The organism is Cellulomonas chengniuliangii, from assembly GCF_024508335.1.
Lineage (GTDB): Bacteria > Actinomycetota > Actinomycetes > Actinomycetales > Cellulomonadaceae > Cellulomonas_A > Cellulomonas_A chengniuliangii.
In genome coordinates, this window is sequence record NZ_CP101988.1 from 2,653,378 (window position 1) to 2,677,309 (window position 23,932).

Below are 23,932 nucleotides of genomic sequence, written 5' to 3' on the forward strand. Positions count from 1 at the left end.
AGCCTGATGGCCAACCACCGGTCATGAGTCGCTCCCTCGCGTACCTGCTGGTCGGGGTCGGCGGCGCCGTCGGCGGCCTGCTGCGATGGGGCGCCACCACGGTCGTCGACGAGGCCGCTGGCGCATTCCCGTGGACGACCTTCACCGTGAACATGGTCGGCGCGTTCGCGCTGGGGCTGCTGGTCGTGGGGATCGTGGGGCGGCGGCAAGCGCCGCCCTGGGTGCGTACAGCCCTCGGCACCGGCCTCCTGGGCGGCTTCACCACGTTCTCCGCGTACGCGCACGCCGTCGACGTCCTCGCGACGGGCGGCGAGGTGGGGACCGCGATGGCCTACCTGGTGTCGTCCGTCCTCGTCGGGGTCGCCGCTGCCGGCGCGGGGGCGGCTGTGGGCGCGCGACTACCGGCGCGGCGACGCCGCGCCGGCGACTCCCCCACGACCGCCCACGGGTGGAGCAAGTGAACGGCTGGGTGGTGGTAGGCGTCGCCGTCGGGTCAGGCGTCGGCGCGCAGCTCCGCTTCGCCACCGAGCGGCTGCACGCGCGAGCCCGGGAGCGCCGAGGACTCGGGCGCCCATCCTTCCCATGGGCGACCCTCACGGTGAACGTCGTGGGCTCGGTGGCGCTCGGGGCCGCCGCGGCGCTCGCCGCCCGCGGGGTGATCAGCTCGCCGTGGCTCACCGTGCTCGGCATCGGCCTGGCCGGCGGCCTCACGACCTTCTCGACGTTCGCGCTCGACGTCGTGAGCCTGGCACGCGACCACCGGGTGGCGCACGCCGTCCTCGACATCGCCCTGCACCTGGCCCTCGGGCTCGGCGCCGGCGCGGCGATGTTCCACATCCTGCTCTGAGCGCACGCCCTGCCCGCGAGACCAACCGCGGCTCCTCAGGCGGGCGCGGCGAGCACCCTCGCAGCCGCTAGCCCGCGCCGTCCCGCGCCTCGACGTGGCCGAACCGGTGGCGGGTCCGGCTGATCGACTGGGCGCGCAGCACGGTGAGCAGCTCGCGACGGGCGCTCGCCAGCACGGGGCAGTCGAGAACGGTCACGTGGCCGATCCGATGGGACGCCGCAGCCCGCAGGCCCTCGACCTTGCCCACCACCCGGATCCTGCCCTCCACCCTGCCCTCACGGACATGGGCGGCGAAGGCATCGTCGTCGTCGACGTCGAGCCGGCTGACGGTGACCGGCGTCCCGACGAGGCGCGCGGCGGCGAGGACGCGCTCGACCTCCACCTCCCGGGCGCCAGCGCCGACCCGGATCGTCAGGTGGGGGACGGGCCGGTAGCGCAGGACGTTCGACTCCGCGCGCAGGCCGCTCGGGTCGTGCTCGACGCCCAGGTCCTGCGCCCAGCACCGCGCGTCGTCGGCCAAGGCCCAGGCGAGCCAGTCGGCGTCCTCACGCGGCACGTCGGGTGAGTCCGACCAGACGCCCAGCTCGGCGACGTAGTCCGGGCCACCCGCCTTTGCCCCCGGGCCCACGACAGACGCCTTCCACCCGCCGAAGGGCTGGCGCCGGACGATCGCTCCCGTGATGTGCCGGTTGACGTAGGCGTTGCCGACCTCGACCCGGTCGAGCCACCGGTCGATCTCGTTCTCGTCGAGCGAGTGCAGCCCGCCCGTGAGGCCGAAGGGGACGGCGTTCTGCAGCACGATCGCCTCGTCGAGGGTCTCGACCCGCATGATGCCGAGGACAGGCCCGAAGTACTCGGTGATGTGGAACGGGGACCCGGGGGCGACGCCGACCTTCACGCCGGGAGTCCACAGCCGCCCCTCGTCGTCGAGCCGCCGAGGCCGCACCACCCAGCGCTCCCCCGGGTCCAGCTCCGTCAGCGCGTGCAGCAACTTGCCCGTGGCCGGCTCCGTGAGCGGGCCCATCGTGGTGGCCAGGTCGTCCGGGGATCCGACCTGCAACGACTCGACGGCGTCCACGAGCTGGCGGCGCAGCCGCTCCGAGCGCCCGGCCGACCCCACCAGGATGAGCAGCGACGCGGCCGAGCACTTCTGGCCCGCGTGGCCGAATGCCGAGCGCACCACGTCGGCGACAGCCAGGTCGAGGTCCGCGGAGGGGGTGACGACCAGCGCGTTCTTGCCGGAGGTCTCGGCGAGGACGTCCAGGTCGGGGCGCCAGGACGCGAAGAGCCTGGCGGTCTCGATCGCCCCGGTGAGCAGCACCCGACGCACAGCCGGATGGCTCACGAGCCTGCGCCCCACGCTGCCCTCGGGCGCGAGCACCACCTGCAGCACGTCGCGCGGCGTCCCGAGCTCGTCCATCGCCCGGTGCACCGCGCCCATCGCCACCTGGACGCAGCGGGGTGTGGGGGGCGCGGGCTTGACGATCACGGGCGAGCCGGCAGCCAGGGCGGCCAGCACCGAGCCGACGGGGATCGCGACGGGGAAGTTCCACGGCGGGGTGACCACCGTGAGGCCCTCCGGGCGGAAATGGGCGCCGGGCGTCGACCCGTCGGCCAGGCGCTCGGCCTGGTCCGCGTAGTAGCGGGCGAAGTCGACTGCCTCGCTGACCTCGGGATCGGCCTCGGCGACGGTCTTGCCGGCCTCCTGCACCATGGTGGCGACGAGGTCGGTGCGTGCCCTCTCGAGGTGCAGGGCCGCACGCCGCAGCAACCGCGCCCGGTCTCGGGGCGAGGCGCCCGCCCATCCGGCGGCCACAGCGGAGGCCCGCTCGACGGCCCGGTCCACCCCGGCGACGGTGTCCACGACGATGCCATCGGGCACGTCGACGTCCCGCGTCAGCAGGTCGCCCGCCCATCGGCGGTGCTCCGCGACAGCGGGGTCGGTGTCGGGCGCGTTGGCGAACGGGGCGCCCGGCGGCGGTTCGACCGCCTCGCCCCGAGGTGTGCGCTGCGGCGGGCTGGTGGGCTCCTGGGCGTCGCGGACGGACGCGAGGAACGCCTCGCGCTGCCCGTCGAGACCGTGCCCGCCCTCGGGGCTGAAGAGCGCGTGCAGGTAGTTCTGCGGCGCCGCGTTCTCCTCGAGGCGGCGCACCAGGTAGGAGATGGCCACGTCGAAGTCGGCGCGCGCCACCGCGGGCGTGTACAGCAGGACGTCGCCGACATCGTCGCGCACGGCGCGCGCCTGGGCGGGCGCCATGCCCTGCAGCATCTCGATGTCCAGCGCCTCTCCGACGCCTCGGTCCTCGGAGAGCAGGTGCGCGAGCGCGACGTGGAAGAGGTTGTGGCTCGCGGCCCCGATCCGCACCATCGCGGTCCGCTCGGGCTGGAGAGCCCGGTCGAGGAGCCGCACGTACTGGGCGTCCACCTCGGGCTTGGAGCGGAACGGCGCCTGCTCCCAGCCGTGCAGCTCGGCCTCGACCCGCTCCATGGCGAGGTTGGCGCCCTTGACCAGGCGGACCTTGATCCGAGCACCGCCCGCCGCCCGGCGCCGGGCGGCGATCTCTGTGAGCTCGTCGAGCGCCGCGACAGCGTCGGGAAGGTACGCCTGGAGCACAATGCCCGCCTCGGCGTGCAGGAGTGCCGGGTCGAGCACCAGCCGCTCGAAGACCTGGACGGTGAGCGCCAGGTCGCGGTACTCCTCCATGTCGAGGTTGACGAACACCCCGTGGCGGGCGGCCGCCAGGCACAGCGGACGCAGCCGGAAGACGAGCCGGTCGCGGCTTCCCACGGTGTCCCAGGTGGAGAGCTGGCTCGCGACCGCCGACGCCTTGACCGAGACGTAGTCCACGTCGGGGCGCTCGACCAGCGCGATCACCCGCTCCAGCCGCTGCGCTGCCTCGCGCTCCCCCAGCACCGCCTCGCCGAGCAGGTTGAGGTTGAGGCGGAACCCGTCGGCCCGGGCCCGGGCGAGGCGCCCTCCCAGGCCCGGCCCGGCGTCGGCCACCAGGTGGCCCACGAGCTGGCGCAGCCGGACGCGTGCGGCCGGCACCACCACGCCCGGCAGAACGGTGGCGAGCCGCGCGCCGCAGGCCAGCAGGGCCCGGTCGACCGGGCCGAGGAATCCGGCGGCCGCCGACTGCGCGGCGGCGAGCCCGGCGAGCTCGCGCGCCGCGACGCGCACGTCCTCTGGGCGTGCCACGCGGTCGACGAACCGCACCGCGAGGTCCAGGCCCACCGGGTCGGAGACGAGCGCTGCGAGGCGGGCCGTGGTGCGGCGCTCACGCGGGGTCTCCCCCGCTGCCGTGGCGGCGACCCAACGGTCGGCGAGGGCGAGCGACTCCTCGACCAGGGCGGTGCTGATGCGCATGCCCCCATCGTCCGGCCAACAGCGGTCACCGTCTTGTCTCGATCGGTCGCGCTGTCTGACGTTCCGCGGCGCCCTCCGCGTCGCAGCCTCCCCTGCGCGCCCAGGCATCCTCTGCGGGCGGCATCGGCGCGATAGCCTCCGGGCCTGATGAGCAGCTCTCTGTCCACGGCGCCGGCGGCGCCGCCCGAATGGCCCGGCGCCGTCGACCTGCTCGCGGCCCTGGGCGACCCGATGCTCGCCCTGATGGACGAGCTGTCCACCACGATGTTCTGCGCGAAGGACGTCGACGGGCGTTACGTGGCCGTCAACCAGGCATTCGTGGACCGGACGCCCGAACGCTCCCGTCGGGCCGTCGTCGGCCGCTGCGCGGGCGACCTCTTCGTCACGTCGCTCGCTGAGCACTACGTCCAGCAAGACGCCCAGGTGCTGTCCACCGGACGCGCGGTCCGGCACGTCCTGGAGCTGATCCGGCGCCCCGGCGGCGGCCCGGGGTGGTATCTCACCTCCAAGCAGCCCGTGCGCCTCGACGGGCGCCTGGTGGGCCTGGTCAGCGTCTCGCAGGACCTGCGCAGCCAGGACACGGACGACGTCGCCGTGAGCTCCCTGTCGCGGGTGGTGGAGCTGGTGCGCGAGCGGATCACCGACGGGATCACCGTGGCGGACATGGCCGCGGCGGCCGGCTGCTCCCCCTCGACCCTCGACCGGCGGATGCGCAAGGTGTTCTCGCTCTCACCGCAGCAGTTCGTCCTCCGCGCCCGCATCGACCATGCCACCGCCCTGCTGGCGGTGGACGGCGTCGCCCTGGCCGAGGTGGCGGTGCGTGCGGGGTTCTCCGACCAGGCGGCGTTCACCCGCACGTTCGGGCGGCTCACGGGCGAGACACCAGCCCAGTACCGACGCAGATCGTCGACACGCTGACGCCGTGGCGCCGGTCGCGGCGCCACGACCCCGCGGGCATCATGGTCCGATGACCTCCCTCCCCACCCTCGCGCTGCGCGGCGCGGACATACCCCTCCTCGGGCTCGGCACGTGGCAGTCGGAGGGCGACGACGCCCGCCGTGCGGTGCGCGACGCCCTGGCCCTCGGCTACCGCCACGTGGACACCGCCACCGGCTACGGCAACGAGTCGCTCGTCGGGCAGGGCCTGGCGGACTCGGGCATCCCCCGGCAGGACGTGTTCCTGACCACGAAGCTGCCGCCGGACGCGGCCGGACGCGAGCGCGAGACGCTCGAGCGCTCGCTCGCGGACCTGGGCGTTGACCAGGTGGACCTGTGGCTGGTGCACTGGCCGCCGGCCGGCGCCGCCACCCCGTCCACCTGGGAGCAGTTCATCCAGCTCCGGGACGAAGGGCTGACCCGCGCGATCGGGGTCTCCAACTACTCCATCGCCCAGATCGACGAGCTCGTGGCCGCCACGGGCGAGGCTCCGGCGATCAACCAGATCCCGTGGAGCCCTGGCGATCACGATCCCGACCTGGTCGCGGCGCACCAGGAGCGTGGCGTCGCCCTCGAGGGGTACAGCCCGTTCAAGCGCACCGACCTCGAGGACCCGGTCCTCGTCGAGATCGCCGCAGCCCACGACGCGACCCCGCGACAGGTCGTGCTCCGCTGGCACATCGAGCACCAGGTGGTCGTGATCCCCAAGTCGACCCACCGGGACCGGATCGCGGCCAACTTCGAGATCACCGGGTTCGCCCTGACGCCGGACGAGGTCGCCCGGATCGACTCGTTGACCCGTGTCACGGACGCTGAGGCGCGCTCCTGACCCTGGCGCCGGTGAGGACGTCCCCGTGGCGCGCGGCGGTCGCGCGCATCCGCTCGCCCGTCGAGATGAGGACGGCGGCCAGCGTGGTCGCCGCCGTCCTCATCGCGACCCTCGGAGTTGCTGTCGCCTTCCACAACGGGGCATCCAGCCCCACCGGGGCACGCGTGGAGCCGGAGGGCGTGGTGGTGCTCGACGCCGCCCGCTCGCACCGGGCTGAGCGGGCCCGGTGGGACCGCGTCGCGCTCGCACATGCCGTGCGCCAGTCGCGCGAGACGCTGCTGGCAGCCGCGACGACGGCGGCCTCGGCGACCGCGGCGGTCGAGGTGGCGGCTGGCGAGACGGCAGCGGTGCAGGCGGCGTCGGCTGACGCTGCTGCGGCCTCGGCTGGCGAGGCCGCGGCTGCGTGGGACGCCCTCGCCGGGGCGATGACCGGCCTCGACACCGCCATGTCCCACCTCGGGGCGCGCGTCACGGCGGCAGTGGCGGCGGACGGTGGTGATCCGGCGGCGGACGTCCCCGAGGACGCGGCCTCGGCCCCTGAGGTCCTGCGGGCGGGCGCCGAGACCGAGTCGGCCCGGCTGGCGGTCGAGGCGGCTCACCACGGCTGGGCGGCCAGCATGGACGCGTGGCGGGCCGCCGAGGAGACGAGGGCCGCCGAGGAGGCACGGGCGGCTGAGGAGTCACGAGCCGCCCCGCGGCCGAGCTCCTCTCCGGCTCCCGAGCCCGGGCCGACGGCGCCCTCCGCGGGCGGCGGCCGTCCCACCGACGCCCAGGGCAACATCCTGTGGGTCACCTCCGTGCCGACCGCCGACGGCGACGGGTCGAACGGCCAGATGCCGATGTCGGCGATGTGCCGGATCCCGTGGGGCGCCGACCAGCTCGGCTACGCCCAGTACCTGCGCTGCGACGCGGGCGCCGCGCTGACCCGGCTCAACGACGCCTTCCGCGCTGCGTTCGGGGAGGGCATCGCCATGGACCTCACCTACCGCTCCTACGAGGACCAGGTCGCGATGAAGGAGGCCTTCGGGGCGCTCGCGGCGCGACCCGGGACCTCGAGCCACGGGCTCGGCACCGCGCTCGACGTGCAGGAGTGGCCCGACGTGTACGGCTTCGGCACCGCCCGCTACGAGTGGCTGGTCGCGAACGGGCCGTCCTACGGGTGGACGGCCCCAGCACGCGTTCGCCAGGACGGCGCCTACCCGGAGTACTGGCACTTCGAGTACCTGCCCTGAGCCCGTCTGGCGGACATGCCTGACCGCACCCCGGTCGGGGGCGACATCGCAGGCCAGCGATGGCATGGTGTGGGCGAACGCGTCTCACGGGTCGGCAACGGAGCCGGCCACCGCGCTCTGCGTACCGCTCAGGAGGCACAACCGCATGACGGTGACCGGTTCGTCGACCACGACCGCAGCACGTTCTCCGCTGGCCACAGCCCACGCCCAGCTCTCCTCAGCCATCGAGATCCTGGGGTACGACGAAGGACTGCACGCGATGCTCGCGACCCCGCGACGCGAGATCACGGTGGCGATCCCCTTGCGCCGGGACGACGGCAGCACCGAGCTGTTCACCGGCTACCGCGTGCAGCACAACATCTCGCGCGGGCCCGGCAAGGGCGGGCTGCGGTTCGCGCCCGGCGTCGACCCGGACGAGGTGCGCGCCCTCGCGATGTGGATGACCTGGAAGTGCGCCATCGTCGACCTGCCCTACGGGGGCGCCAAGGGCGGGGTGACGATCGACCCGCGGCACTACTCCGCCGCGGAGCTCGAGCGGGTGACCCGCCGCTACACCAGCGAGATCATGCCCATGATCGGCCCCGAGCGGGACATCATGGCGCCCGACATCGGCACCGACGAGCAGACCATGGCGTGGGTCATGGACACCTACTCGGTCAACAAGGGCTACACGATCCCGGCGGTCACCACCGGCAAGCCTGTCGCGATGGGCGGCTCGCTCGGCCGCGCCACCGCCACGTCGCGGGGAGTGGTGCACGCGGCACGGGCGGCGCTCGCCGACGCGGGCGTCGACCTGCGTGACGTGCGCGTGGCCGTGCAGGGGTTCGGCAAGGTCGGATCCCACGCGACGCGCTTCTTCGCGGAGGCGGGCGCCCGCGTGGTGGCGGTCTCCGACCAGTACGGCGGCGTCCAGGCCCCCGACGGCCTCGACGTGCCGGCGCTGCTCGCCCACGTGGCCGCGACGGGGACGGTGGTGGGGTTCGGTGGCGGCGACCCGATCGACAACACCGCGCTGCTCGCGCTCGACGTCGACGTGCTGGTCCCGGCCGCTGTCGAGGGCGTCCTCGACGAGGAGACCGCGGCCACCGTCAAGGCGCGCTGGGTGGTCGAGGGCGCGAACGGCCCCACCACGGAGGCCGGCGACCAGGTGCTCGCCGACCGCGGCATCGTCGTGGTGCCCGACATCCTGGCCAACGCGGGCGGCGTGGTCGTCTCGTACTTCGAGTGGGTGCAGGCCAACCAGGCGTACTGGTGGACGGAGCCCGAGATCGAGGAGCGGCTCGAGCAGCGCATGCTGGCCTCCTACGCCAACGTCGCGCACGTCTCGCGGGCGGAGGGCCTGAGCCTGCGCGACGCAGCGCTCACCATCGGCGTCAAGCGGGTCGCCGAGGCCCACCAGATCCGCGGGTTGTACCCCTGATCGGCCTGTGCCCCAGATCGGTGTGACGTCGCGCCGGGCCGGCGCCGTCGGGAAGCACAGCAGCCCCGACGGTGTTGGCCCGGTGTGACCAGCACCCGCACCACCCCGTTGTCCGTGCTCGACCTCGCCCCCGTCAGCGCCGGCTCCACCAGCCGCGACGCGCTGCTGGACTCCACCGCCCTGGCCCGCCGCGCCGACGAGCTCGGCTACTCGCGCTTCTGGGTGGCCGAGCACCACTCGATGCCGGCGGTGGCCTCGACCAGTCCCGCAGTGCTCATCAGCCACCTGGCCAGCGCCACCCGCCGGGTGCGGGTCGGATCGGGCGGCGTGATGCTGCCGAACCACCCGCCGCTGGTGATCGCCGAGCAGTTCGCCATGCTCGAGGCGCTGCACCCGGGGCGGATCGACCTGGGCATCGGGCGGGCGCCCGGCGCCGACCCGATGACGGCGGCAGCCCTGCGCCGCACCGTGGAAGGGCTGGGCGCCGAGGACTTCCCGCGCGAGCTCCGGGACCTGCGCGCGATGCTGGGCCAGGAGGACGCGGGCCGGGCGAGCAGCGCCGCGCGTCGGCTCATCGCCACGCCGGTCCAAGAGTCGACGCCGCAGGTGTGGCTGCTGGGCTCGAGCCTGTTCAGCGCCCAGCTCGCGGGCGAGCTCGGGCTCCCGTTCAGCTACGCGAGCCACTTCGCGACGGGCCGCACCCTGGAGGCCGCGGCCGCGTACCGGGCCGCGTTCCGCCCGTCGGCGGTGCTGGACCAGCCGCACCTGATGGTGTCGGCCTCGGTGATCGTCGCGGGCTCCGACGAGGAGGCGGAGTACCTCGCCGGGCCCAGCAGGGTCATGTCGCTCAGCCTGCGCAGCGGCCGCCTGGGGCCCGTGGTCTCCCCCGACGAGGCGCGTGAGCTGCTGGCCGCGCTCGACCCGCAGGCGGCCCGGGACTTCTTCGCGCAGTCCCCCGGCACCCAGGTCGCGACCACCGCCGAGCGGGCCGTCGCCGAGCTCGACGACCTGGTCGCGCGCTCGGGGGCGGACGAGCTGCTCGTCACGAGCACGACGCACGACCTGGCAGCCCGGGTCCGCACCCTCGAGGCGCTCGCCGAGGGCTGGGGCCTGACGCCCTCCGGCCAGGAGTCCTCACCGGCGTCCGGCGCAGCCGATCCGGCGTCCGCCGCGGCCGCCGTCTGAGCGGCTGTCCGCCCCGGTCGAGCCGGCCGGGGCGGACGCGGCGGCTCAGGCCTCGCGCGGCTGCCGGTCTGCCCACTCGGCGAGCGTGACGCGGGGCCCGGTGTAGAACGGGACCTCCTCGCGCACGTGCCGCCGGGCCTGCGTGGCGCGCAGCTCCCGCATGAGGTCGACGATCCGGTGCAGCTCGTCGGCCTCGAAGGCCAGGATCCACTCGTAGTCGCCGAGGGCGAACGCGGCCAGGGTGTTGGCGCGCACGTCGGCGTAGTCCTTGGCGGCACGGCCGTGCTCGATGAGCATCTCGCGGCGCTCCGCGTCGGGCAGCACGTACCACTCGTAGGAGCGGACGAACGGGTAGACGCACAGGTAGTCGCGCGGCGCCTCCCCGGCGAGGAAGGCCGGGATGTGCCCGCGGTTGAACTCGGCGGGCCGGTGCAGGGCGACCACCGACCACACGGGCACGACGTGGCGGCCGAGCACGCTCGCGCGCAGGCGCTCGTAGGCGCCCTGGACCGCCTCGATCGAGTCGCCGTGGAACCACACCATGAGGTCCGCGTCGGCGCGCAGGCCGGCGACGTCGTACCAGCCGCGGACGACGAGGTCCCCGGGCGCGGCGCCGTCCATGGTGATCGCGGCCTCGGCCTCGCGCACCAGCTGGGCGCGCTCCTGGTCGTCCTCGGGGAGCGCCTCCTCGAGCGCGTACACCGAGAACATCGCGTAGCGGATCTCGGAGTTGACGGTCTCAGCGACCTCTGCGGAGTGGCCGCCCTCGGGCGCCCCTGCGTGTGCCGTGCTCATGCGTGCTGTGCTCCTGTCGTCGCGTCCGCCAGATCGTCCTGGACCGGGTCCGATCCGCACGCCGCGGGGATCCCGCTGTCCTGCCCCGCCCGCATGCGGCAGCACCCGGGCCGGCACACGTCCGGCCAGACGCCGAGGGTACCGGCGGACACCCGGTCGACCTCCTCGCCGCGCTCCGCGGCCGCGCGCTCGAGCACCAGGTCCACCAGGCCCTCGACGAACGGCTGGCGGGTGGAGACGGACCCGGCGCGCACGGCGGCCACCCCGGCCTCGCGAGCCGTCTCGAGCGCCTCGGTGTCGAGGTCGAAGGCGACCTCCATGTGGTCGGAGACGAAGCCGATCGGGGACAGCACGACGGCCCGCATGCCCGCCGCTGCCCGCTCGCTGATCAGGTCGTTGACGTCGGGCTCGAGCCACGGCTGGCTGGGCGGGCCCGACCGCGAGCAGTACGCGAGGGTCCACTCGACCTCGGTGTCGAGCCGCTCGCCGACCTGCGCGGCGACGAGCCCCGCGACGTCGAGGTGCTGGGCGCGGTAACTGGGGGCCTGGGCGCCCGACGCCTCCTCCATCGTGTCGGGGATCGAGTGCGTGACGAACACCAGCGGCGCGCTGACCGCGAGCGTCGCGACGTCGCTGCCGGTCTTCTCCGCGAGCCGCTCGTAGGCCTCGACGACGGCGTCGGCGTTGGCCCGCACGAAGCCGGGGTGGTTGAAGTAGTGGCGCAGCTTGTCGACGACGATCCCGGCGCTGCCGTCGTCCCCGGTCGGGGTGGTGGCGCCCATCTCGACGAGGGTCGCGGCGAGGTTCTCCCGGTACTGCCGGCAACCGGAGTACGAGCCGTAGGCGCTGGTCACGATCGCGAGCACGCGTCGCGCGCCGGCCGCGCGCAGCTCGGTGAGCGCGTCGACGGTGTACGGCTCCCAGTTCCGATTGCCCCAGGCCACGGGCAGGTCGACGCCGCGCCGCTCGAGCTCGGCCCGCAGCGCGTCGACCAGCGCGAGGTTCTGCTCGTTGATGGGGCTGCGGCCGCCGAAGTGGGCGTAGTGCTCGCCCACCACGGCCAGCCGCTCGTCGGGGATGTTCTTGCCGCGCGTCACGTTCCGCAGGAAGGGCAGCACGTCCTCAGGGGCGTTCGGGCCGCCGAAGGAGTACAGCATCAGGGCGTCGTACGGCGCGGTGGAGGTCGGGGGCACGGTCGTCGAATCCACCACTGCATCATGGCATCGGCGCCTGGTGGGCCGACGTCCGGGATCCCTGTCCCGCGGCGTGAGATTGTCGAGACACGCCGTCAGATCGGCTCGGCCCCTCTTCGGGACGTCAGCTGCCTGGCGTTGACGACGTGCCTGCCCAGGGCTGTTGGTGAGCACCAATGGCCGGGCGGGGCGTGGACCTCCGCACGGCGACCCGCGACGACCCACGACGGTGCGCGTCGCCGTGGGTCGTCGTGGGTCGCCGTGCGAAACTGCCCCGCCTTGCTACACCTTCCGGACAAACCGGTCAAGCGCCTGGGGAGGCGTGCCCGCCGTCACGCACCCCCGGATGCGGGCGCCCCACCCTGCTCCTACCGTCATTGGGTGGGTCGACACGACGATCGAGGGAGCGCGGCACGGTGCAGACGATCGACCCCGGGGCTCTCATCGGGTGCGTGCTCGGCCATCGGTACCGCCTGGACGCCCCTCTGGGGCACGGCGGGATGGGCGCGGTGCTCCGGGGAACCGACTCCCGGCTGACACGACAGGTGGCGGTGAAGGTGTTCTCCCTGGACGGGGTGGCGCCGCGCGAGATCCGCCGGTACGCCGACGAGGCGCGGATGCTCGGCAGCCTCTCCCACCCCGGTCTGGTCGCCCTGCTCGACGTCGGCGCCGACCTCGGTCCCGGAAGCGAGCCGCTGGCCTTCCTGGTGATGGAGCTCGTGGAGGGCCGCACGCTGCGCGACCACATCGACGCGGGCCCGCTGCCGCCCGCCGAGGTCGCCGACGTCGGGCGCCAGCTCGCGGAGGCGCTCGGGCACGCGCACGCCGTCGGGGTGGTGCACCGCGACCTCAAGCCCGCCAACGTGCTCATCGCGCAGGAGGCGGTGCTCAGCGGCGATGCCGAGGCGCCATTGACCTCGACCAAGCTCGCCGACTTCGGCATCGCGACACCCGTGGGCAGCCAGGGCGCCGCGGGCGCGGGTGACGGCCCGACCTTCGGCACGGCGAGCTACCTCAGTCCCGAGCAGGCCCTCGGGCAGCCGCTCGGCCCCCAGTCCGACGTCTACTCGTTGGGCCTGGTGCTGCTCGAGTGCCTCACGGGCCGGCGCGCCTACCCGGGCGAGGCGCTCGCCAGCTCACTGGCGCGACTGCTGGACTCCCCGGAGGTGCCCGAGAGCCTGGGGCCGACGTGGTCCGCGCTGCTGCGGGCGATGACGGCCACCGCGCCGGAATCCCGGCCGACCACAGCGCAGGTCGCCGAGGAGCTCAGGCGCCTGCGCCGCCCCGCGATCTGGGACCGGGTGGCGGCCCGCCTGGGCTGACCCCCGCGAGCCGGGCTGCGGCCGGCGACGGGCGCCGTCGCGCGGATCCGACGGCGACGCCGCGCGGTCAGACGTGCGCGGGGTGCATCGCCGCGAGCTCGTCGACGATCTGCGCCGCCCAGGCGGCGACCGCGTTGAGATCACGGTGGTCGCCCTCGCGGGCTCGCGCCCCTGAGATCAGGGCGCGCTCGGCGAACGTCAGCTCGCTGCGGATCAACCGGCCCGCGAAGCTGCGATGGGCCCGGGCGCCGAGGGTCTCACGGAGCTGCTGCACCTCGTGGGGGGAGTTCGCCGACGCGGCAGGCTGCGTGGCCAGCCCTGACGACAGCATCCACACGGGCCGGTTCACCAGGTCGTGGGCGCAGCGCTCGGCGAGCGCTCGCGCCGCCGGCAGCCAGTGGGCGGTGTACACGGCCGAGCCGAGCACCACCGCGTCGTAGTCGCGGACCTCGGAGACCATCTCGGGGTCGAGCTCGTCGACATCGTGGCCCGCCTCGGTGAGCACTCGCGCGACCACCGAGCCGATCTCGCGCGTGGCCCCGTGCCGGGACGCCACTGTCACCAAGATCCTCATCGCGTGCACCTCCTGCTCGTGTGTGCCCTGCCCCCGCAGCCAGGCCCTGGTGAACATCGTCCGTCTCGTCCGGACACCTCGCGTGGGCCGGAGGTCCCCTTCGTCCACCGACGCCCCCCTCGCGACCAGGGGCGCGGCGCGCGGGACCCGGACGAAAGGGTCATGCTGAAAGGGCCCCGCCGTCACCCTTCTCCGGGCGCCTCGAGCGTCCGGCCGAGCGATCGGCGGGCCGTCGTCAGGGAGCCCAGATGAACCCTCGACCCGCCGCGCTGGCGGCCGCCGTCCTCGCCGTCCTGCTGCTGCTCGGCTCGTGCGCGCCGGGCGTGGAGACCCGGCCCCGGGGCGCGATGCCCGTGGTGAGGGGAGAGCCGGGAGGCCGGCCCACGCTGGACTTCCCAGCGTCCGGGCCGCCGCAGGGCTTCGCCACGGAGGTCGTCGAGCCAGGGCACGGCGCCGTGGTCCACCCGGACGACCTCGTGCTGGTGCGCCACCTGGCGCAGGCGTGGGACGGCCCCGAGGTCGACAGCTCGTACGGCGAGGGCTCCCCGGTCGTGGCGTCACTGCCCGGCCTGCCGGCGGGGTGGGCCGAGTCGCTGACGGGGTTGCGCGTCGGATCCAGGGTCCTGATGTCAGTACCGCCGGAGATCGGCTACACGCCGCCGGGAGGCGCCGCCGTCACAGGCGCCGACGACGACGTCATCGTGCTGGTCGTGGACGTGGTCGGCGCGTACGGGCGCTCCGCCGGAGGGGAGGCGGACGCCCGTCCGGACCCCGCCGCCGCGGGAGCGGTGGCCCCCCGGGTCAGCGGCGCCCTCGGCGGCCCCGCGAACGTCACGGTGCCCCCGGGCTCGCCGCCGCCGACGACGGTCGTGACGACTGTCCTGGCGCGCGGCACCGGCCCCTCGGTGTCCCCCGGCCCCGTGATCGTCCAGTACGCCGCCGTGGACTGGGAGGGCGCGAGCGCCGGGAGCTCGTGGGAGTCGGGCGCCCCGGAGCAGTTCTTGGTCTCCCCGGCGGATCCGGCGTTCGCAGGGCTCGCCGGCGTCCCGATCGGGAGCCGGGTGCTCGTCGAGCTCCCCGGCGAGGGCGCGGGCAGCCCTGCGACGGCGATCGTGATGGACCTCGTCGGCCAGCCCTAGGCCAGCGGCGCGTCGCAGCACGGCGCGCGGGCGGCTCGTGCCCAGAACCGCGGACCCTCCCGGCCGCACGTCGTACGCTGTGCCGATGCAGAACGGGGAAGGTCGCACCACCTACGTCCTGGTCGACGGCGAGAACATCGACGCCACACTCGGCTCGTCGATCCTCAACGGCAGGCCCACCCCCGAGCAGCGCCCGCGATGGGAGCGCATCCTCGACTTCGCGGAGCGCACCTGGGGCAACCCGGTCAAGGGACTGTTCTTCCTCAACGCCTCGAACGGCACCATGCCGATGTCGTTCGTGCAGGCCCTCGTCGCGATCGGCTTCCAGCCGATCCCCCTCGCCGGGGAGAGCTACGAGAAGGTCGTCGACATCGGCATCAAGCGCACCCTGACGGCGCTGGCGGCCCGGGACGGCGACGTGCTCCTCGCGTCCCACGACGGCGACTTCATCCCCGAGGTCGAGGACCTGCTCGGCGACGACCGCCGAGTCGGCCTCCTCGCGTTCCGCGAGTTCACCAACGCGGGGCTCGCGCAGCTGCTCGACCGAGGCTTGGAGATCTTCGACCTCGAGAGCGACGTCAAGGCGTTCAACGTGCAGCTCCCCCGCCTGCGGATCATCCCGCTCGACGAGTTCGACCCGCTGCGCTACCTCTGAGGTCAGCCGCCGAACGCGGCGGCGAGGAACCCGTCCATCTGGTCGAGGACCTGCGGGCCGGTGCCGGCGAGGAGGATCGCGACGCCGTGCGCGCTGCCGGGCAGCTGGACGTAGGTGGCCGGGTCGTCGGCGCGGGCCACCTGCTGCGACTCGGACGCGCGGATCGACCCGTCGGTCTCGCTGGCGACGACGAGCAGCGGTCCCGTGTAGGCGCTGCCGGCCGAGGTGGCGTCATGGCCTTCCACCTCCACGCCCGGGCTCAGGGCGATCACACCGACGGGGGCGGGGCGCAGATCGTCCGCGAGCGCCGCGACGACACCAGCCCCCTTGGAGGCGCCCACCAGGGCCACATCCTCCGCACCCTCGCCCCGCAGCACGCCGACGGTCGCCTCGAGCGACGCGCCACCGTCCTCGCCCCACGCGAACGACGCCACCCGGTACCCCTGGTCCGCGTACCGCACGAGCTGGTCCGCCCACTGGCAGAAGGTCGCGCCGAGCTGCGGTGCGAACACGATGCCCCTGCTGCCCTCTCCGATCGTGACGACGATCGTCGGGTCCGCCTCGCTGCCCGCGACGACCGCCCGGGCGGCGCCTGGGAGGCAGTCGGGCGTGTCGACCGCCCGGACGGCGGCCTCGGTGGGGTCTGGGGACGCGGTCGCCGACGCCTCGGGCGCGGCTGAGGCGCCGCACCCGCTCAGGGCTGCGAGGACCGGCAGCACGACCACGAGCTCGGCGATGGGGCTGCGGCGCGACGACATGCCGGATTCATAGCGCTCGCGGGATCCGCCGCGCCAGAGGCCTCACCCGTCCGCGCGGCGCGGGGTGCGGGGTACGGGGTGCGGGGTGCGACTACCGCGTGCCGGTGGAGTGCCGCGTGCCCGGACGACGACGCCCGCCGGGGCCCGGCTTGTCGCGACGACGCCCGCCGGGCCATGCTCGCGGGATGACAGCGGCACTGGCCCTCCTGCGGGGCGTCAATGTGGGCGGGCGTCGCAAGGTCCCGATGGCGGACCTGCGCGCCATCGTGGAGTCCTTCGGCCACAGCGAGGTGGCCACGCTGCTCAACAGCGGGAACGTCGTCTTCGCCGCCTCGGGGGGCGCGGAGTTCGACGCCGCCGCGGCCGCCGCGGACATCACCGCCGGGGTGCGTGGGCGGCTCGGGCTGGAGGTCGACGTCGTGGTGCGCACAGCCGCCCAGGTGGACGCGGTGGTGGCGGCCAACCCGTTCGTCGAGGCGGCGCGGACCGATCCGTCCCACCTCGTGGTGGTGTTCTACTCCGACCCGGTCCGCGACGCGGTGCTCGACATGAGCCGGCACGGCTCCGAGCAGGTGGTGTGGGACGGCGCCCAGGCCTACGTCACCTACCCCGAGGGGATCGGCCGGTCCACGCTCACCGCCGACGCGCTCGACCGCGCCGCGGGGCAGCCCGGGACCGGCCGGAACTGGCGCACCGTGCTCGCCCTCCAGGAGCTGCTGCTCGCGCGGGCCTGACCGCCGGGCTAGGTTGGCGACATGGCCACCGTGTTCTCGCAGATCATCTCAGGAGCGATCCCGGGCCGCTTCGTCTGGGCGGACGACGTCGCCGTCGCCTTCACCACCATCGCGCCGATCGCCGACGGGCACACTCTCGTGGTCCCGCGCGAGGAGATCGTCCAGTTCATCGACGCGCCGACGGACGTCCTCGCGCACCTCGTGCAGGTCGCGCAGACCATCGGGCGGGCGCAGCAGCAGGTGTGGGACTCCCCGCGCGTCGCCCTGGTGACCGCCGGCTTCGAGGTGCCGCACCTGCACCTGCACGTGCTGCCCGCCTGGGACGAGCAGAGCCTGACGTTCGCCAACGCCCGCCACGATGTGCCCGCCGCGGAGCTCGACGCGGCGGCCGAGCAGGTCCGCGAGGCGTTGCGCGCCCAGGGGCACGGGGACCACGTGCCCGCCCGGCTCACCGACCCGGCCGTCTAGCGCGCCGGTCCGCCGCCCGCCGCAGGTCGCCGACGAGCGGGACCGACTCCCCGTCAGTCCCCGAGTTGGGCGAGCCGCAGCACGCGGGCGTCGGCGGCCACGACCCGGTCGGCCTCGGCGAGCAGCGAGGCGGGGGTGTCGGCGCCCGCCCGCATGAACCGCCCCGACAGCACGTCGAGCTCGCCGTTGGCGAGCGCGAGCACCAGCTCGACGACGGCCTCGACCGGGGTCCAGTCGCTGCGGTCGTCGTGCGTCGGCATCGACGCCGTCATGTCGGTGCGGACCACGCCGGGCGCCAGGTCGAAGACCCGCAGGCCCTGGTCGCGGTACTGGGCGTCGAGCAACCGGGTCAGCCGGGCCAGGGCCCCTTTGCTGATCGCGTACCCCGTGTAGGCCTCCATCGGGCGGTGCCCCGCGCCCGAGTTCAGGTTGACGACGCGTCCGGAGCCGCGGGCCAGCATCCCGGGCAGCACCGCGTGGGTGACCAGCAGCGGGCCGCGGACGTTCGTCTCGATGACCCGCCACATCTCGTCGGGGTCGTCCTGCGCGAACGGGCCCTCGGTGGACTCGACGACCCCGGCGTTGTTGACCAGCAGGCCCAGCCCGCCATGCGGCTCGAACGCACGGAGCACGTCCTCCACCGCGGTCGAGACGGCGTCCCGGTCGACGAGGTCGGCGACGGCGACGGGCGCCATGACCCCGAGCGACCGGCACTCCGCCGCGACCTCGTCGAGGCGTGATCGGGTGCGCCCCACGAGAGCGACTGACCAGCCGGCCGCGGCCAGCCCGAGGGCGATCGACCGCCCGATCCCGCGTCCGGCGCCGGTGACGAGTGCTGTCTGAGGTGTGTGGGCCATGCGCTCATCGTCGCGCATCCGGCGGGCGCGCGACTCGCCCGGCCCGCCCCTCGCCGGTGGCGCGCGACCGTTGCGGCCACGGTCCCGGCCTGGAAGTTTGAGGGGGACGTGTCGCCGGACGGAGGTGCCACCGTGGTGTCTGACAGCCCTGGCCCGCCGCTGCGGATGCGGCTGCCGAGCGTCAACCCGGGCGTCCTGCGCTTCCTGGCCACGGAGGCGGGCAGCGCGGTGTTCCTGCTCGCGGCGACGATCGTGGCGTTGATGTGGGCGAACTCGCCCTGGTGGGCGTCGTACGAGGCCGTGTGGTCCACGCCCGCCGGGGTGTTCGCCGGGGACGCGAGCTGGCGGCTGGACCTGCGCGACTGGGTCAACGACGCCGCGATGGCGGTCTTCTTCCTGGTCGTGGGCCTCGAGATCAACCGCGAGGTGACGAGTGGGGAGCTGCGGGACCGCCGCACCGTGGCGGTGCCCGCCCTGGGCGCGCTCGGGGGGATGGCCGTCCCGGCGCTGCTGTACCTGGCGTTCACCTCCGGCACGGACGCCGCGCACGGGTGGGGCATCGTCATGTCCACCGACACGGCGTTCCTGGTCGGCATCCTGGCGTTGTTCGGGCCGGCCTGCCCGGACCGGCTGCGGCTGTTCCTGCTGACCTTGGCCATCGTGGACGACATCGGCGCGATCACCGTGTTGGCGGTCTTCTACACCGACGAGATCAGCCCGGTGGCGTTGGCGTCCGTCGGCCTCGTCCTGGTGGGCATCGTGCTGCTCCGCTGGATGCGCGTGTGGCGCTTGGCCCCCTTCGTCGTGGCCGGACTGCTGCTCTGGGCCGCGGTGCTGGCCGCCGGGGTGCACCCGACGCTCGCTGGCGTGCTGCTGGGCCTGCTGATCCCCGTGCGCCCCTCGGCGCGCGAGCACGTCGACGTCGTCGCCCGGTACGCGGACCACCTCGCCGAGGAGACCACCGCCGACCGCGAGCACCTCACCGAGATGGCGGCGCGCGCCGCCGTGCCCGCCGGCGAGCGGCTGCAGCGCGCGCTGCACCCGTGGAGCGCCTACGTGGTGGTCCCGCTGTTCGCGCTCGCGAACGCGGGCGTCCACCTGGACGCCGAGTCGCTGGGCGCCGCCGCGTCGTCGCGGGTGACGCTCGGCATCGTGGTCGCGCTCGTCGTCGGGAACGTGGTGGGGATCTTCGGCGCGTCGGCGTTGGCGATCCGCCTGGGGCTCGGGGACCTGCCCGGCAGGGTCCGCTACGGACACCTGCTGGGCGGCGCGATGCTCGCGGGCGTCGGGTTCACCATCTCGCTGTTCATCACCGAGCTCGCGTTCGGGGAGACCTTGCTGCGCGACGAGGCGAAGGTCGGGGTGCTCGTGGGATCCCTGGTCGCCGCGGTGCTGGGCACGCTCGTGCTGCGGGTGCTGGGCCAGCGGCTGCCGCTGTGCAGCCCGGAGTCGGACGCCCCGCCTCCGCTGCCGCCGCTGCCGTGGCGCAACGTGTGAGGGGGTTCAGCCCTGCCGGTCGAGCCCAGTCGCCGTCCGAAGGTCGTTGAGCGCGATGCGCCCGGTGTACAGCTCCCCGTCGATGAACAACGTCGGGGTGCCCCGGACGCCCGCCTCGACGCCCGACCGGTAATCGCGGTCGACCACCCCGGCGTACTCCTGCGCGGCGGGCCCCGCCGCGCTGTCCGGGTCGACGCCCGCGGTGTGGGCGTAGCGGCGCAGCGACGCGTCGTCGAGGGCGTCCTGGTGGGCGAACAGCTCGTCGTGCATCGCCCAGAACCTGCCCTGCGCGCGCGCGGCCTCCGCGGCGAGCGCCGCCGCCAACGCGTGCGGGTGGACCTCGAACAAGGGGAACTCCTGCCAGACCAGCCGCACCAGGCCGCCTGAGCCCTCGACGAGGCCGCGCAGGATGGGCGCCGCCGCCCGGCAGTAGGGGCACTCGAAGTCCCCGTACTCGACCACGGTGACAGGCGCGCCCTCGTCGCCCCGGAACTGGTCAGTCGCCATGGCCGCCTCCCCCGCCCAGCATGGCGCCCGCGCCCGGGCCGCGCCGGGCGGCTGCCGCCTTGCCGCGGAGGGCAGAGCCTGGTCTGCTGGTCGGGAGGTGGGTCTGCTCAACCCCTGGGGAGGGTTCCATGCCAGCACCGACCGTTCTCCTCGTGCACGGCGCGTTCGCCGACGGGTCCAGCTGGTCCCGGGTGATCGACCGACTACAGGCCGAGGGGGTGTCCGCGCAGGCCCTCGCGAACCCGCTGCGCGGGCTCACCCACGACGGCGAGTACGTCGCGAACGCCGCGGCGCAGGTCGAAGGGCCCGTGGTGCTCGTTGGGCACTCGTACGGCGGCCCGGTGGTGACGTACGCCGGCGGCAGCGCGCCCAACGTGACGGCGCTCGTGCTCGTCGCGTCGTTCGGCGTCGACTACGGCGTGTCGGCGCTGGGCTCGGTCGCGGAGTTCCCCGAGTCCGAGCTCAACACCGCGCTCGAGCCACGGGCCTACCCCGGGAGCGAGAGCCCCGAGCTGTACATCCGACGGGACCGGTTCCACTCGGTGTTCGCCGCCGACCTCCCCGAGGAGGAGACCGCGCTGCTGGCGGCGACGCAACGGCCGGTGGCCCTGGCCGGGTTGAACGACGTGCTGGAGGTCGAGCCGGCCTGGAAGACGATCCCGGTGTGGTTCGCGGTCGCCACGCAGGACCACACGATCGACCCCAACTCGCAGCGGGCCGCCGCGGCGCGCCTCGGCGCCACGACGGTGGAGGTCGAGGGGTCGCATGCGATCGCCCTCTCGCAGCCCGACGCCGTCGCCGCGCTGGTGCTCGCCGCTGTGCGGGCTCAGGGGTGAGCGGGGTCGTCGTCCTCTGCGCGCTCGCCGAGGTGCAGCACGCAGTGGTGGGGCTCGACGAAGCGCTCAAGCCACTCGGCGACGATCGGCCCGTCGTGCTGCTCCAGGACCCCGCGGCTGAGGCCCAGGTGGACCTGGCAGACGACATCGGAGGACTGCCCCACGAGGTCGATGAAGGGGCAGCGGTGCAGGTGCATCTTCAGGGCGTCCGGATCGGCCTCGGGCGCGAAGCCCAGCGCCTCCAGGTGCCGGCGCAGCTCGTCGAGCTGTTGGCGCGCCTCCTCGGCCCGTGCCACGACGGCGTCGTGCTCCGAGGGCGGCTCCTGGTCGGCGAGCTGGGCCGCCCAGGCGCGGCCGCACCGCTCAGCCGGCGCGTCCGGCTGCGGCACGCACGCGCGACCGGCGTCGGGCGGGGTCGCGCCGGCAGTGGAATAGCCGGCGATGAGCGCGCGGATGAGCTGGTCCCGCGCCCGGGCGTCCCCCGGCTCCTCGAGCTCCCCGGTGCTGCTGTACAGGATCCGCGGGCGGCCTCGGGTGCGGCGGCGCTCGATCTCGGTCGTGACGAGCCCCGACTCGATGAGGCGGTCGAGGTGCTCGCGGACCGTGTTGACGTGCAGGCCGACCTCGGCCGCGATCTCGTCGGCCCCCAGCGGACGGCCCGCCTGCTGGAGCATGCGGACCATCGCCATCCGCTTGTCCGACGCGAGAGCGCGGTGCGCGCTGACCGGCTGACTAGGCATGCAACCCATTGTCCGGCGGCTGGACGGCCAGGTCGTAGGACCAGCGGCCCGGGCCTGCGAGGTCGCTACGGTGGCGCCATGGACTCCGCGCAGGCAACCGTCATCGTCGTCTCCGACAGGTGCTCGCGGGGTGAGGCGGAGGACCGGTCGGGCCCTCGCGCCGTCGACCTGCTGCGGGCCGCGGGCCTGGACGTCGGGGCGCCCGTGGTGGTGCCCGACGGCGCGGCCTCCGTCGCCACGGCCATCGAGGCGGCCCTCGCGGCGGGATCGCGCGTGGTGATCACCAGCGGCGGCACCGGCGTGACGCCCCGCGACCAGACGCCCGAGGGCACCCGCGGGCTGATCGACCGTGACCTGCCCGGCCTCGCCGAGGCGCTGCGGCGGGAGGGCCAGTCGCATGTCGCGACGGCCGTGCTCTCGCGCGGGCTCGCGGGCGTCACCGAGGGCGGCGCGCTCGTGGTGAACCTGCCGGGCTCGCCGCGTGCGGTGGAGCAAGGCCTCGGGGTGCTGACACCGCTGCTTCCGCACCTGCTCGACCAACTCGTGGGCGGCGACCATTGAGCCCGCGAGTCGCGCTCCCCGACCCGGCCGTCCGGGTCCCCGGCCCAGCCGCCGGACGCCCGCCGAACACGGCCTCGCCAGCCGCCGCGCCGCTCGTCGACACGTTCGGCCGTGTCCATCGCGACCTGCGCATCTCGCTCACCGACCGCTGCTCGTTGCGTTGCACCTACTGCATGCCCGCGGAGGGCGTGCCATGGATCGCCAGCCCTGACCTGCTGACCACCGCTGAGCTGGTGCGCGTGGCGGGGGTCGCCGTCGAGCAAGCGGGCATCGACGAGCTGCGGCTGACCGGCGGCGAGCCGCTGCTGCGGCCCGACATTGTCGAGGTGGTCGCCGCCCTCGCCGGCCTGCGCGGCCCGCACGGCTCCCCGGAGATCTCCCTGACGACGAATGGGCTGCGGCTGCCGAGGCTCGCGGGACGGCTGGCGGACGCCGGCCTGGCCCGGGTCAACATCAGCATCGACACGCTGCGGCCCGACCGCTTCCTCGCCCTGACCCGCCGCGACCGGCTGGCCGACACCCTCGCCGGCATCGAGGCCGCCGACTCCGCGGGGCTGCGGCCGGTCAAACTGAACGCCGTGGCCATGCGCGGGGTCAATGACGACGAGCTCGTCGACCTGGTGCGGTTCGCCGCCGAGCGCGGCTACGAGATGCGGTTCATCGAGCAGATGCCGCTCGACGCGGGCCACACGTGGGACCGCACGTCGATGGTGACGGGCCAGGAGATCCTCGAGCGGCTCGGCGCCGAGTTCGCCCTGAGCGCGCTGCCCGGTCGGGGCGCCGCCCCCGCCGAGCGATGGCTGGTGGATGGCGGCCCCGCCACGGTGGGGGTCATCGCGTCGGTATCCGCGCCGTTCTGCGGCGCCTGCGACCGCCTGCGCCTGACCGCCGACGGGCAGCTGCGCTCGTGCCTGTTCGCCCGTTCCGAGACCGACGTGCGCGCCCTGCTGCGCGGGGACGCGGACGACGCGGCGATCCTCGCGGCGTTCGCCTCGTGCGTGGCCGGCAAGCTGCCGGGGCACGGCATCGACGACCCGTCGTTCTTGCAGCCAGACCGCCCGATGAGCGCGATCGGCGGCTAGCTCGCGGCGGGCCGCGACCAGTTGTGCGGACCGCCCATGGCCATGTACCGGGCGTACCAGTCCGTGGCGAGGTCGTCGGCTCGATGGATCGCGTCCGTCAGCGGGCCGGCGCCGATGCCTGCCGCGTAGCCGACCAGGAACGCGGTCAGTGGCGAGGCCCCGGGGCGGCCGACGCTCCGGGCGGCGTGCTGCGCGAGCGCGGTCAGCGCCTGCTCGTCCACGACGCCCACGTCGACGCCGAGGTCGCGGGCCAGGGTGTGCACCCACGCGTCGAGCGGCGTCGTCGGGGGCTCGATGTGCCGGTCCGGCGGGACGTGGTCCGGGTGGGGTGTGGTTCCGGTCATGCTGCGCCTCCCCTGTCGCACATGCCCAGCCCTTCCATCGTGCCACGCGACGGC

25 protein-coding genes are annotated in these 23,932 nt (G+C 74.5%); 16 read left to right on the plus strand and 9 right to left on the minus strand.

From position 1 onward, the window contains the following. Positions 1-23 precede the first annotated feature (23 nt). Positions 24-461: a fluoride efflux transporter FluC gene (locus NP064_RS12260; protein ID WP_227570722.1), complete on the plus strand. Its 438-nt coding sequence runs from the start codon at positions 24-26 to the stop codon at positions 459-461. 8 nt (positions 462-469) lie between these two features. Next, positions 470-847: a fluoride efflux transporter FluC gene (locus tag NP064_RS12265; protein WP_227570721.1), complete on the plus strand. Its 378-nt coding sequence runs from the start codon at positions 470-472 to the stop codon at positions 845-847. A gap of 67 nt (positions 848-914) precedes the next feature. Here NP064_RS12265 and NP064_RS12270 read toward each other — a convergent pair whose 3' ends face one another. Continuing rightward, a complete protein-coding gene (locus NP064_RS12270) occupies positions 915-4,214 on the minus strand; it encodes a bifunctional proline dehydrogenase/L-glutamate gamma-semialdehyde dehydrogenase (protein ID WP_227570720.1) in 3,300 nt (1,099 codons plus the stop codon). Between the two features lie 147 nt (positions 4,215-4,361). On the opposite strand from NP064_RS12270, the gene NP064_RS12275 reads away from it, so the two are divergent. The 5 genes from NP064_RS12275 (at position 4,362) to NP064_RS12295 (ending at position 9,816) form a co-directional block, all read left to right on the plus strand. Further along, entirely contained in the window at positions 4,362-5,132 is a 771-nt protein-coding gene (locus NP064_RS12275; RefSeq protein ID WP_227570719.1) for a helix-turn-helix domain-containing protein, read from the plus strand. Between the two features lie 49 nt (positions 5,133-5,181). Next, positions 5,182-5,979 (plus strand): aldo/keto reductase, encoded by a 798-nt coding sequence (locus NP064_RS12280; protein ID WP_227570718.1) that lies wholly within the window; start codon positions 5,182-5,184, stop codon positions 5,977-5,979. Between the two features lie 11 nt (positions 5,980-5,990). After that, the gene (locus NP064_RS12285; RefSeq protein ID WP_227570717.1) at positions 5,991-7,211 is read left to right on the plus strand and encodes a M15 family metallopeptidase; all 1,221 of its coding nucleotides are present in this window, start codon (positions 5,991-5,993) and stop codon (positions 7,209-7,211) included. 145 nt (positions 7,212-7,356) lie between these two features. Then, positions 7,357-8,631: a Glu/Leu/Phe/Val family dehydrogenase gene (locus tag NP064_RS12290; protein ID WP_227570716.1), complete on the plus strand. Its 1,275-nt coding sequence runs from the start codon at positions 7,357-7,359 to the stop codon at positions 8,629-8,631. An 84-nt stretch (positions 8,632-8,715) separates the two neighbouring features. Then, positions 8,716-9,816, plus strand: coding sequence for an LLM class flavin-dependent oxidoreductase (locus NP064_RS12295; protein WP_227570715.1), 1,101 nt, complete (start codon positions 8,716-8,718; stop codon positions 9,814-9,816). 45 nt (positions 9,817-9,861) lie between these two features. Here NP064_RS12295 and hemQ read toward each other — a convergent pair whose 3' ends face one another. Both hemQ and NP064_RS12305 read right to left on the minus strand, forming a co-directional pair. Further along, positions 9,862-10,611: a hydrogen peroxide-dependent heme synthase gene (hemQ, locus tag NP064_RS12300; protein ID WP_227570714.1), complete on the minus strand. Its 750-nt coding sequence runs from the start codon at positions 10,609-10,611 to the stop codon at positions 9,862-9,864. After that, on the minus strand, positions 10,608-11,768 hold the full coding sequence (locus NP064_RS12305) for a ferrochelatase (RefSeq protein ID WP_227570763.1): 1,161 nt from the start codon (positions 11,766-11,768) through the stop codon (positions 10,608-10,610). Before NP064_RS12305 ends, hemQ begins: the two co-directional genes overlap by 4 nt. A gap of 452 nt (positions 11,769-12,220) precedes the next feature. Between NP064_RS12305 and NP064_RS12310 the strand changes: the two genes are divergently transcribed. Then, complete coding sequence (locus NP064_RS12310; protein WP_227570713.1) at positions 12,221-13,126, plus strand: serine/threonine-protein kinase; 906 nt, start codon at positions 12,221-12,223, stop codon at positions 13,124-13,126. A 67-nt stretch (positions 13,127-13,193) separates the two neighbouring features. On the opposite strand, the gene NP064_RS12315 is transcribed toward NP064_RS12310, so the two are convergent. Next, positions 13,194-13,700 (minus strand): flavodoxin domain-containing protein, encoded by a 507-nt coding sequence (locus NP064_RS12315; protein WP_227570712.1) that lies wholly within the window; start codon positions 13,698-13,700, stop codon positions 13,194-13,196. A 248-nt stretch (positions 13,701-13,948) separates the two neighbouring features. Between NP064_RS12315 and NP064_RS12320 the strand changes: the two genes are divergently transcribed. Together NP064_RS12320 and NP064_RS12325 are read left to right on the plus strand one after the other, a co-directional pair. Continuing rightward, the gene (locus NP064_RS12320; RefSeq protein WP_227570711.1) at positions 13,949-14,839 is read left to right on the plus strand and encodes an FKBP-type peptidyl-prolyl cis-trans isomerase; all 891 of its coding nucleotides are present in this window, start codon (positions 13,949-13,951) and stop codon (positions 14,837-14,839) included. Positions 14,840-14,924: 85 nt separating this feature from the next. Further along, positions 14,925-15,494 (plus strand): NYN domain-containing protein, encoded by a 570-nt coding sequence (locus tag NP064_RS12325; RefSeq protein WP_227570710.1) that lies wholly within the window; start codon positions 14,925-14,927, stop codon positions 15,492-15,494. 2 nt (positions 15,495-15,496) lie between these two features. On the opposite strand, the gene NP064_RS12330 is transcribed toward NP064_RS12325, so the two are convergent. Beyond that, a complete protein-coding gene (locus tag NP064_RS12330; protein WP_227570709.1) occupies positions 15,497-16,252 on the minus strand; it encodes an alpha/beta hydrolase in 756 nt (251 codons plus the stop codon). Between the two features lie 185 nt (positions 16,253-16,437). Between NP064_RS12330 and NP064_RS12335 the strand changes: the two genes are divergently transcribed. Further along, entirely contained in the window at positions 16,438-16,986 is a 549-nt protein-coding gene (locus NP064_RS12335; protein ID WP_227570708.1) for a DUF1697 domain-containing protein, read from the plus strand. A 21-nt stretch (positions 16,987-17,007) separates the two neighbouring features. Then, complete coding sequence (locus NP064_RS12340; protein ID WP_227570707.1) at positions 17,008-17,454, plus strand: HIT family protein; 447 nt, start codon at positions 17,008-17,010, stop codon at positions 17,452-17,454. A 53-nt stretch (positions 17,455-17,507) separates the two neighbouring features. Here the strand turns inward: NP064_RS12340 and NP064_RS12345 are convergent, their stop codons facing one another. Further along, positions 17,508-18,311 carry an SDR family NAD(P)-dependent oxidoreductase gene (locus tag NP064_RS12345; RefSeq protein WP_227570706.1) on the minus strand — a complete coding sequence of 268 codons (804 nt, stop codon included), beginning with the start codon at positions 18,309-18,311 and terminating at the stop codon, positions 17,508-17,510. A gap of 135 nt (positions 18,312-18,446) precedes the next feature. Here NP064_RS12345 and nhaA point away from each other — a divergent pair, with 135 nt between their 5' ends. Further along, entirely contained in the window at positions 18,447-19,808 is a 1,362-nt protein-coding gene (gene nhaA, locus NP064_RS12350) for a Na+/H+ antiporter NhaA (RefSeq protein ID WP_227570705.1), read from the plus strand. Between the two features lie 6 nt (positions 19,809-19,814). Here the strand turns inward: nhaA and NP064_RS12355 are convergent, their stop codons facing one another. Continuing rightward, positions 19,815-20,315, minus strand: a complete 501-nt coding sequence (locus NP064_RS12355; RefSeq protein WP_227570704.1) for a DsbA family protein — start codon at positions 20,313-20,315, stop codon at positions 19,815-19,817. A 128-nt stretch (positions 20,316-20,443) separates the two neighbouring features. Between NP064_RS12355 and NP064_RS12360 the strand changes: the two genes are divergently transcribed. Then, a complete protein-coding gene (locus NP064_RS12360; RefSeq protein ID WP_227570703.1) occupies positions 20,444-21,151 on the plus strand; it encodes an alpha/beta fold hydrolase in 708 nt (235 codons plus the stop codon). Here the strand turns inward: NP064_RS12360 and NP064_RS12365 are convergent. Further along, positions 21,142-21,891: a helix-turn-helix transcriptional regulator gene (locus tag NP064_RS12365; protein WP_227570702.1), complete on the minus strand. Its 750-nt coding sequence runs from the start codon at positions 21,889-21,891 to the stop codon at positions 21,142-21,144. The genes NP064_RS12360 and NP064_RS12365 overlap by 10 nt on opposite strands. A gap of 78 nt (positions 21,892-21,969) precedes the next feature. On the opposite strand from NP064_RS12365, the gene NP064_RS12370 reads away from it, so the two are divergent. Next, positions 21,970-22,452: a MogA/MoaB family molybdenum cofactor biosynthesis protein gene (locus NP064_RS12370; RefSeq protein ID WP_227570701.1), complete on the plus strand. Its 483-nt coding sequence runs from the start codon at positions 21,970-21,972 to the stop codon at positions 22,450-22,452. After that, on the plus strand, positions 22,449-23,534 hold the full coding sequence (moaA, locus tag NP064_RS12375) for a GTP 3',8-cyclase MoaA (protein WP_227570700.1): 1,086 nt from the start codon (positions 22,449-22,451) through the stop codon (positions 23,532-23,534). Before NP064_RS12370 ends, moaA begins: the two co-directional genes overlap by 4 nt. Here moaA and NP064_RS12380 read toward each other — a convergent pair. Beyond that, positions 23,531-23,878, minus strand: coding sequence for a DUF6457 domain-containing protein (locus NP064_RS12380; RefSeq protein WP_227570699.1), 348 nt, complete (start codon positions 23,876-23,878; stop codon positions 23,531-23,533). The two genes, moaA and NP064_RS12380, sit on opposite strands and share 4 nt — an antisense overlap. Positions 23,879-23,932: the final 54 nt, after the last annotated feature.

Excerpts from the sequence above, each read along its gene's own strand:
- NP064_RS12260 (WP_227570722.1), top strand. The coding sequence starts at position 24 with ATGAGTCGCTCCCTCGCGTACCTGCTGGTCGGGGTCGGCGGCGCCGTC.
- NP064_RS12270 (WP_227570720.1), bottom strand. The coding sequence starts at position 4,214 with ATGCGCATCAGCACCGCCCTGGTCGAGGAGTCGCTCGCCCTCGCCGAC.
- NP064_RS12275 (WP_227570719.1), top strand. The coding sequence starts at position 4,362 with ATGAGCAGCTCTCTGTCCACGGCGCCGGCGGCGCCGCCCGAATGGCCC.
- NP064_RS12280 (WP_227570718.1), top strand. The coding sequence starts at position 5,182 with ATGACCTCCCTCCCCACCCTCGCGCTGCGCGGCGCGGACATACCCCTC.
- NP064_RS12290 (WP_227570716.1), top strand. The coding sequence starts at position 7,357 with ATGACGGTGACCGGTTCGTCGACCACGACCGCAGCACGTTCTCCGCTG.
- hemQ (WP_227570714.1), bottom strand. The coding sequence starts at position 10,611 with ATGAGCACGGCACACGCAGGGGCGCCCGAGGGCGGCCACTCCGCAGAG.
- NP064_RS12305 (WP_227570763.1), bottom strand. The coding sequence starts at position 11,768 with ATGCTGTACTCCTTCGGCGGCCCGAACGCCCCTGAGGACGTGCTGCCC.
- NP064_RS12315 (WP_227570712.1), bottom strand. The coding sequence starts at position 13,700 with ATGAGGATCTTGGTGACAGTGGCGTCCCGGCACGGGGCCACGCGCGAG.
- NP064_RS12320 (WP_227570711.1), top strand. The coding sequence starts at position 13,949 with ATGAACCCTCGACCCGCCGCGCTGGCGGCCGCCGTCCTCGCCGTCCTG.
- NP064_RS12325 (WP_227570710.1), top strand. The coding sequence starts at position 14,925 with ATGCAGAACGGGGAAGGTCGCACCACCTACGTCCTGGTCGACGGCGAG.
- NP064_RS12330 (WP_227570709.1), bottom strand. The coding sequence starts at position 16,252 with ATGTCGTCGCGCCGCAGCCCCATCGCCGAGCTCGTGGTCGTGCTGCCG.
- NP064_RS12335 (WP_227570708.1), top strand. The coding sequence starts at position 16,438 with ATGACAGCGGCACTGGCCCTCCTGCGGGGCGTCAATGTGGGCGGGCGT.
- NP064_RS12340 (WP_227570707.1), top strand. The coding sequence starts at position 17,008 with ATGGCCACCGTGTTCTCGCAGATCATCTCAGGAGCGATCCCGGGCCGC.
- NP064_RS12345 (WP_227570706.1), bottom strand. The coding sequence starts at position 18,311 with ATGGCCCACACACCTCAGACAGCACTCGTCACCGGCGCCGGACGCGGG.
- NP064_RS12355 (WP_227570704.1), bottom strand. The coding sequence starts at position 20,315 with ATGGCGACTGACCAGTTCCGGGGCGACGAGGGCGCGCCTGTCACCGTG.
- NP064_RS12360 (WP_227570703.1), top strand. The coding sequence starts at position 20,444 with ATGCCAGCACCGACCGTTCTCCTCGTGCACGGCGCGTTCGCCGACGGG.
- NP064_RS12365 (WP_227570702.1), bottom strand. The coding sequence starts at position 21,891 with ATGCCTAGTCAGCCGGTCAGCGCGCACCGCGCTCTCGCGTCGGACAAG.
- NP064_RS12370 (WP_227570701.1), top strand. The coding sequence starts at position 21,970 with ATGGACTCCGCGCAGGCAACCGTCATCGTCGTCTCCGACAGGTGCTCG.
- NP064_RS12380 (WP_227570699.1), bottom strand. The coding sequence starts at position 23,878 with ATGACCGGAACCACACCCCACCCGGACCACGTCCCGCCGGACCGGCAC.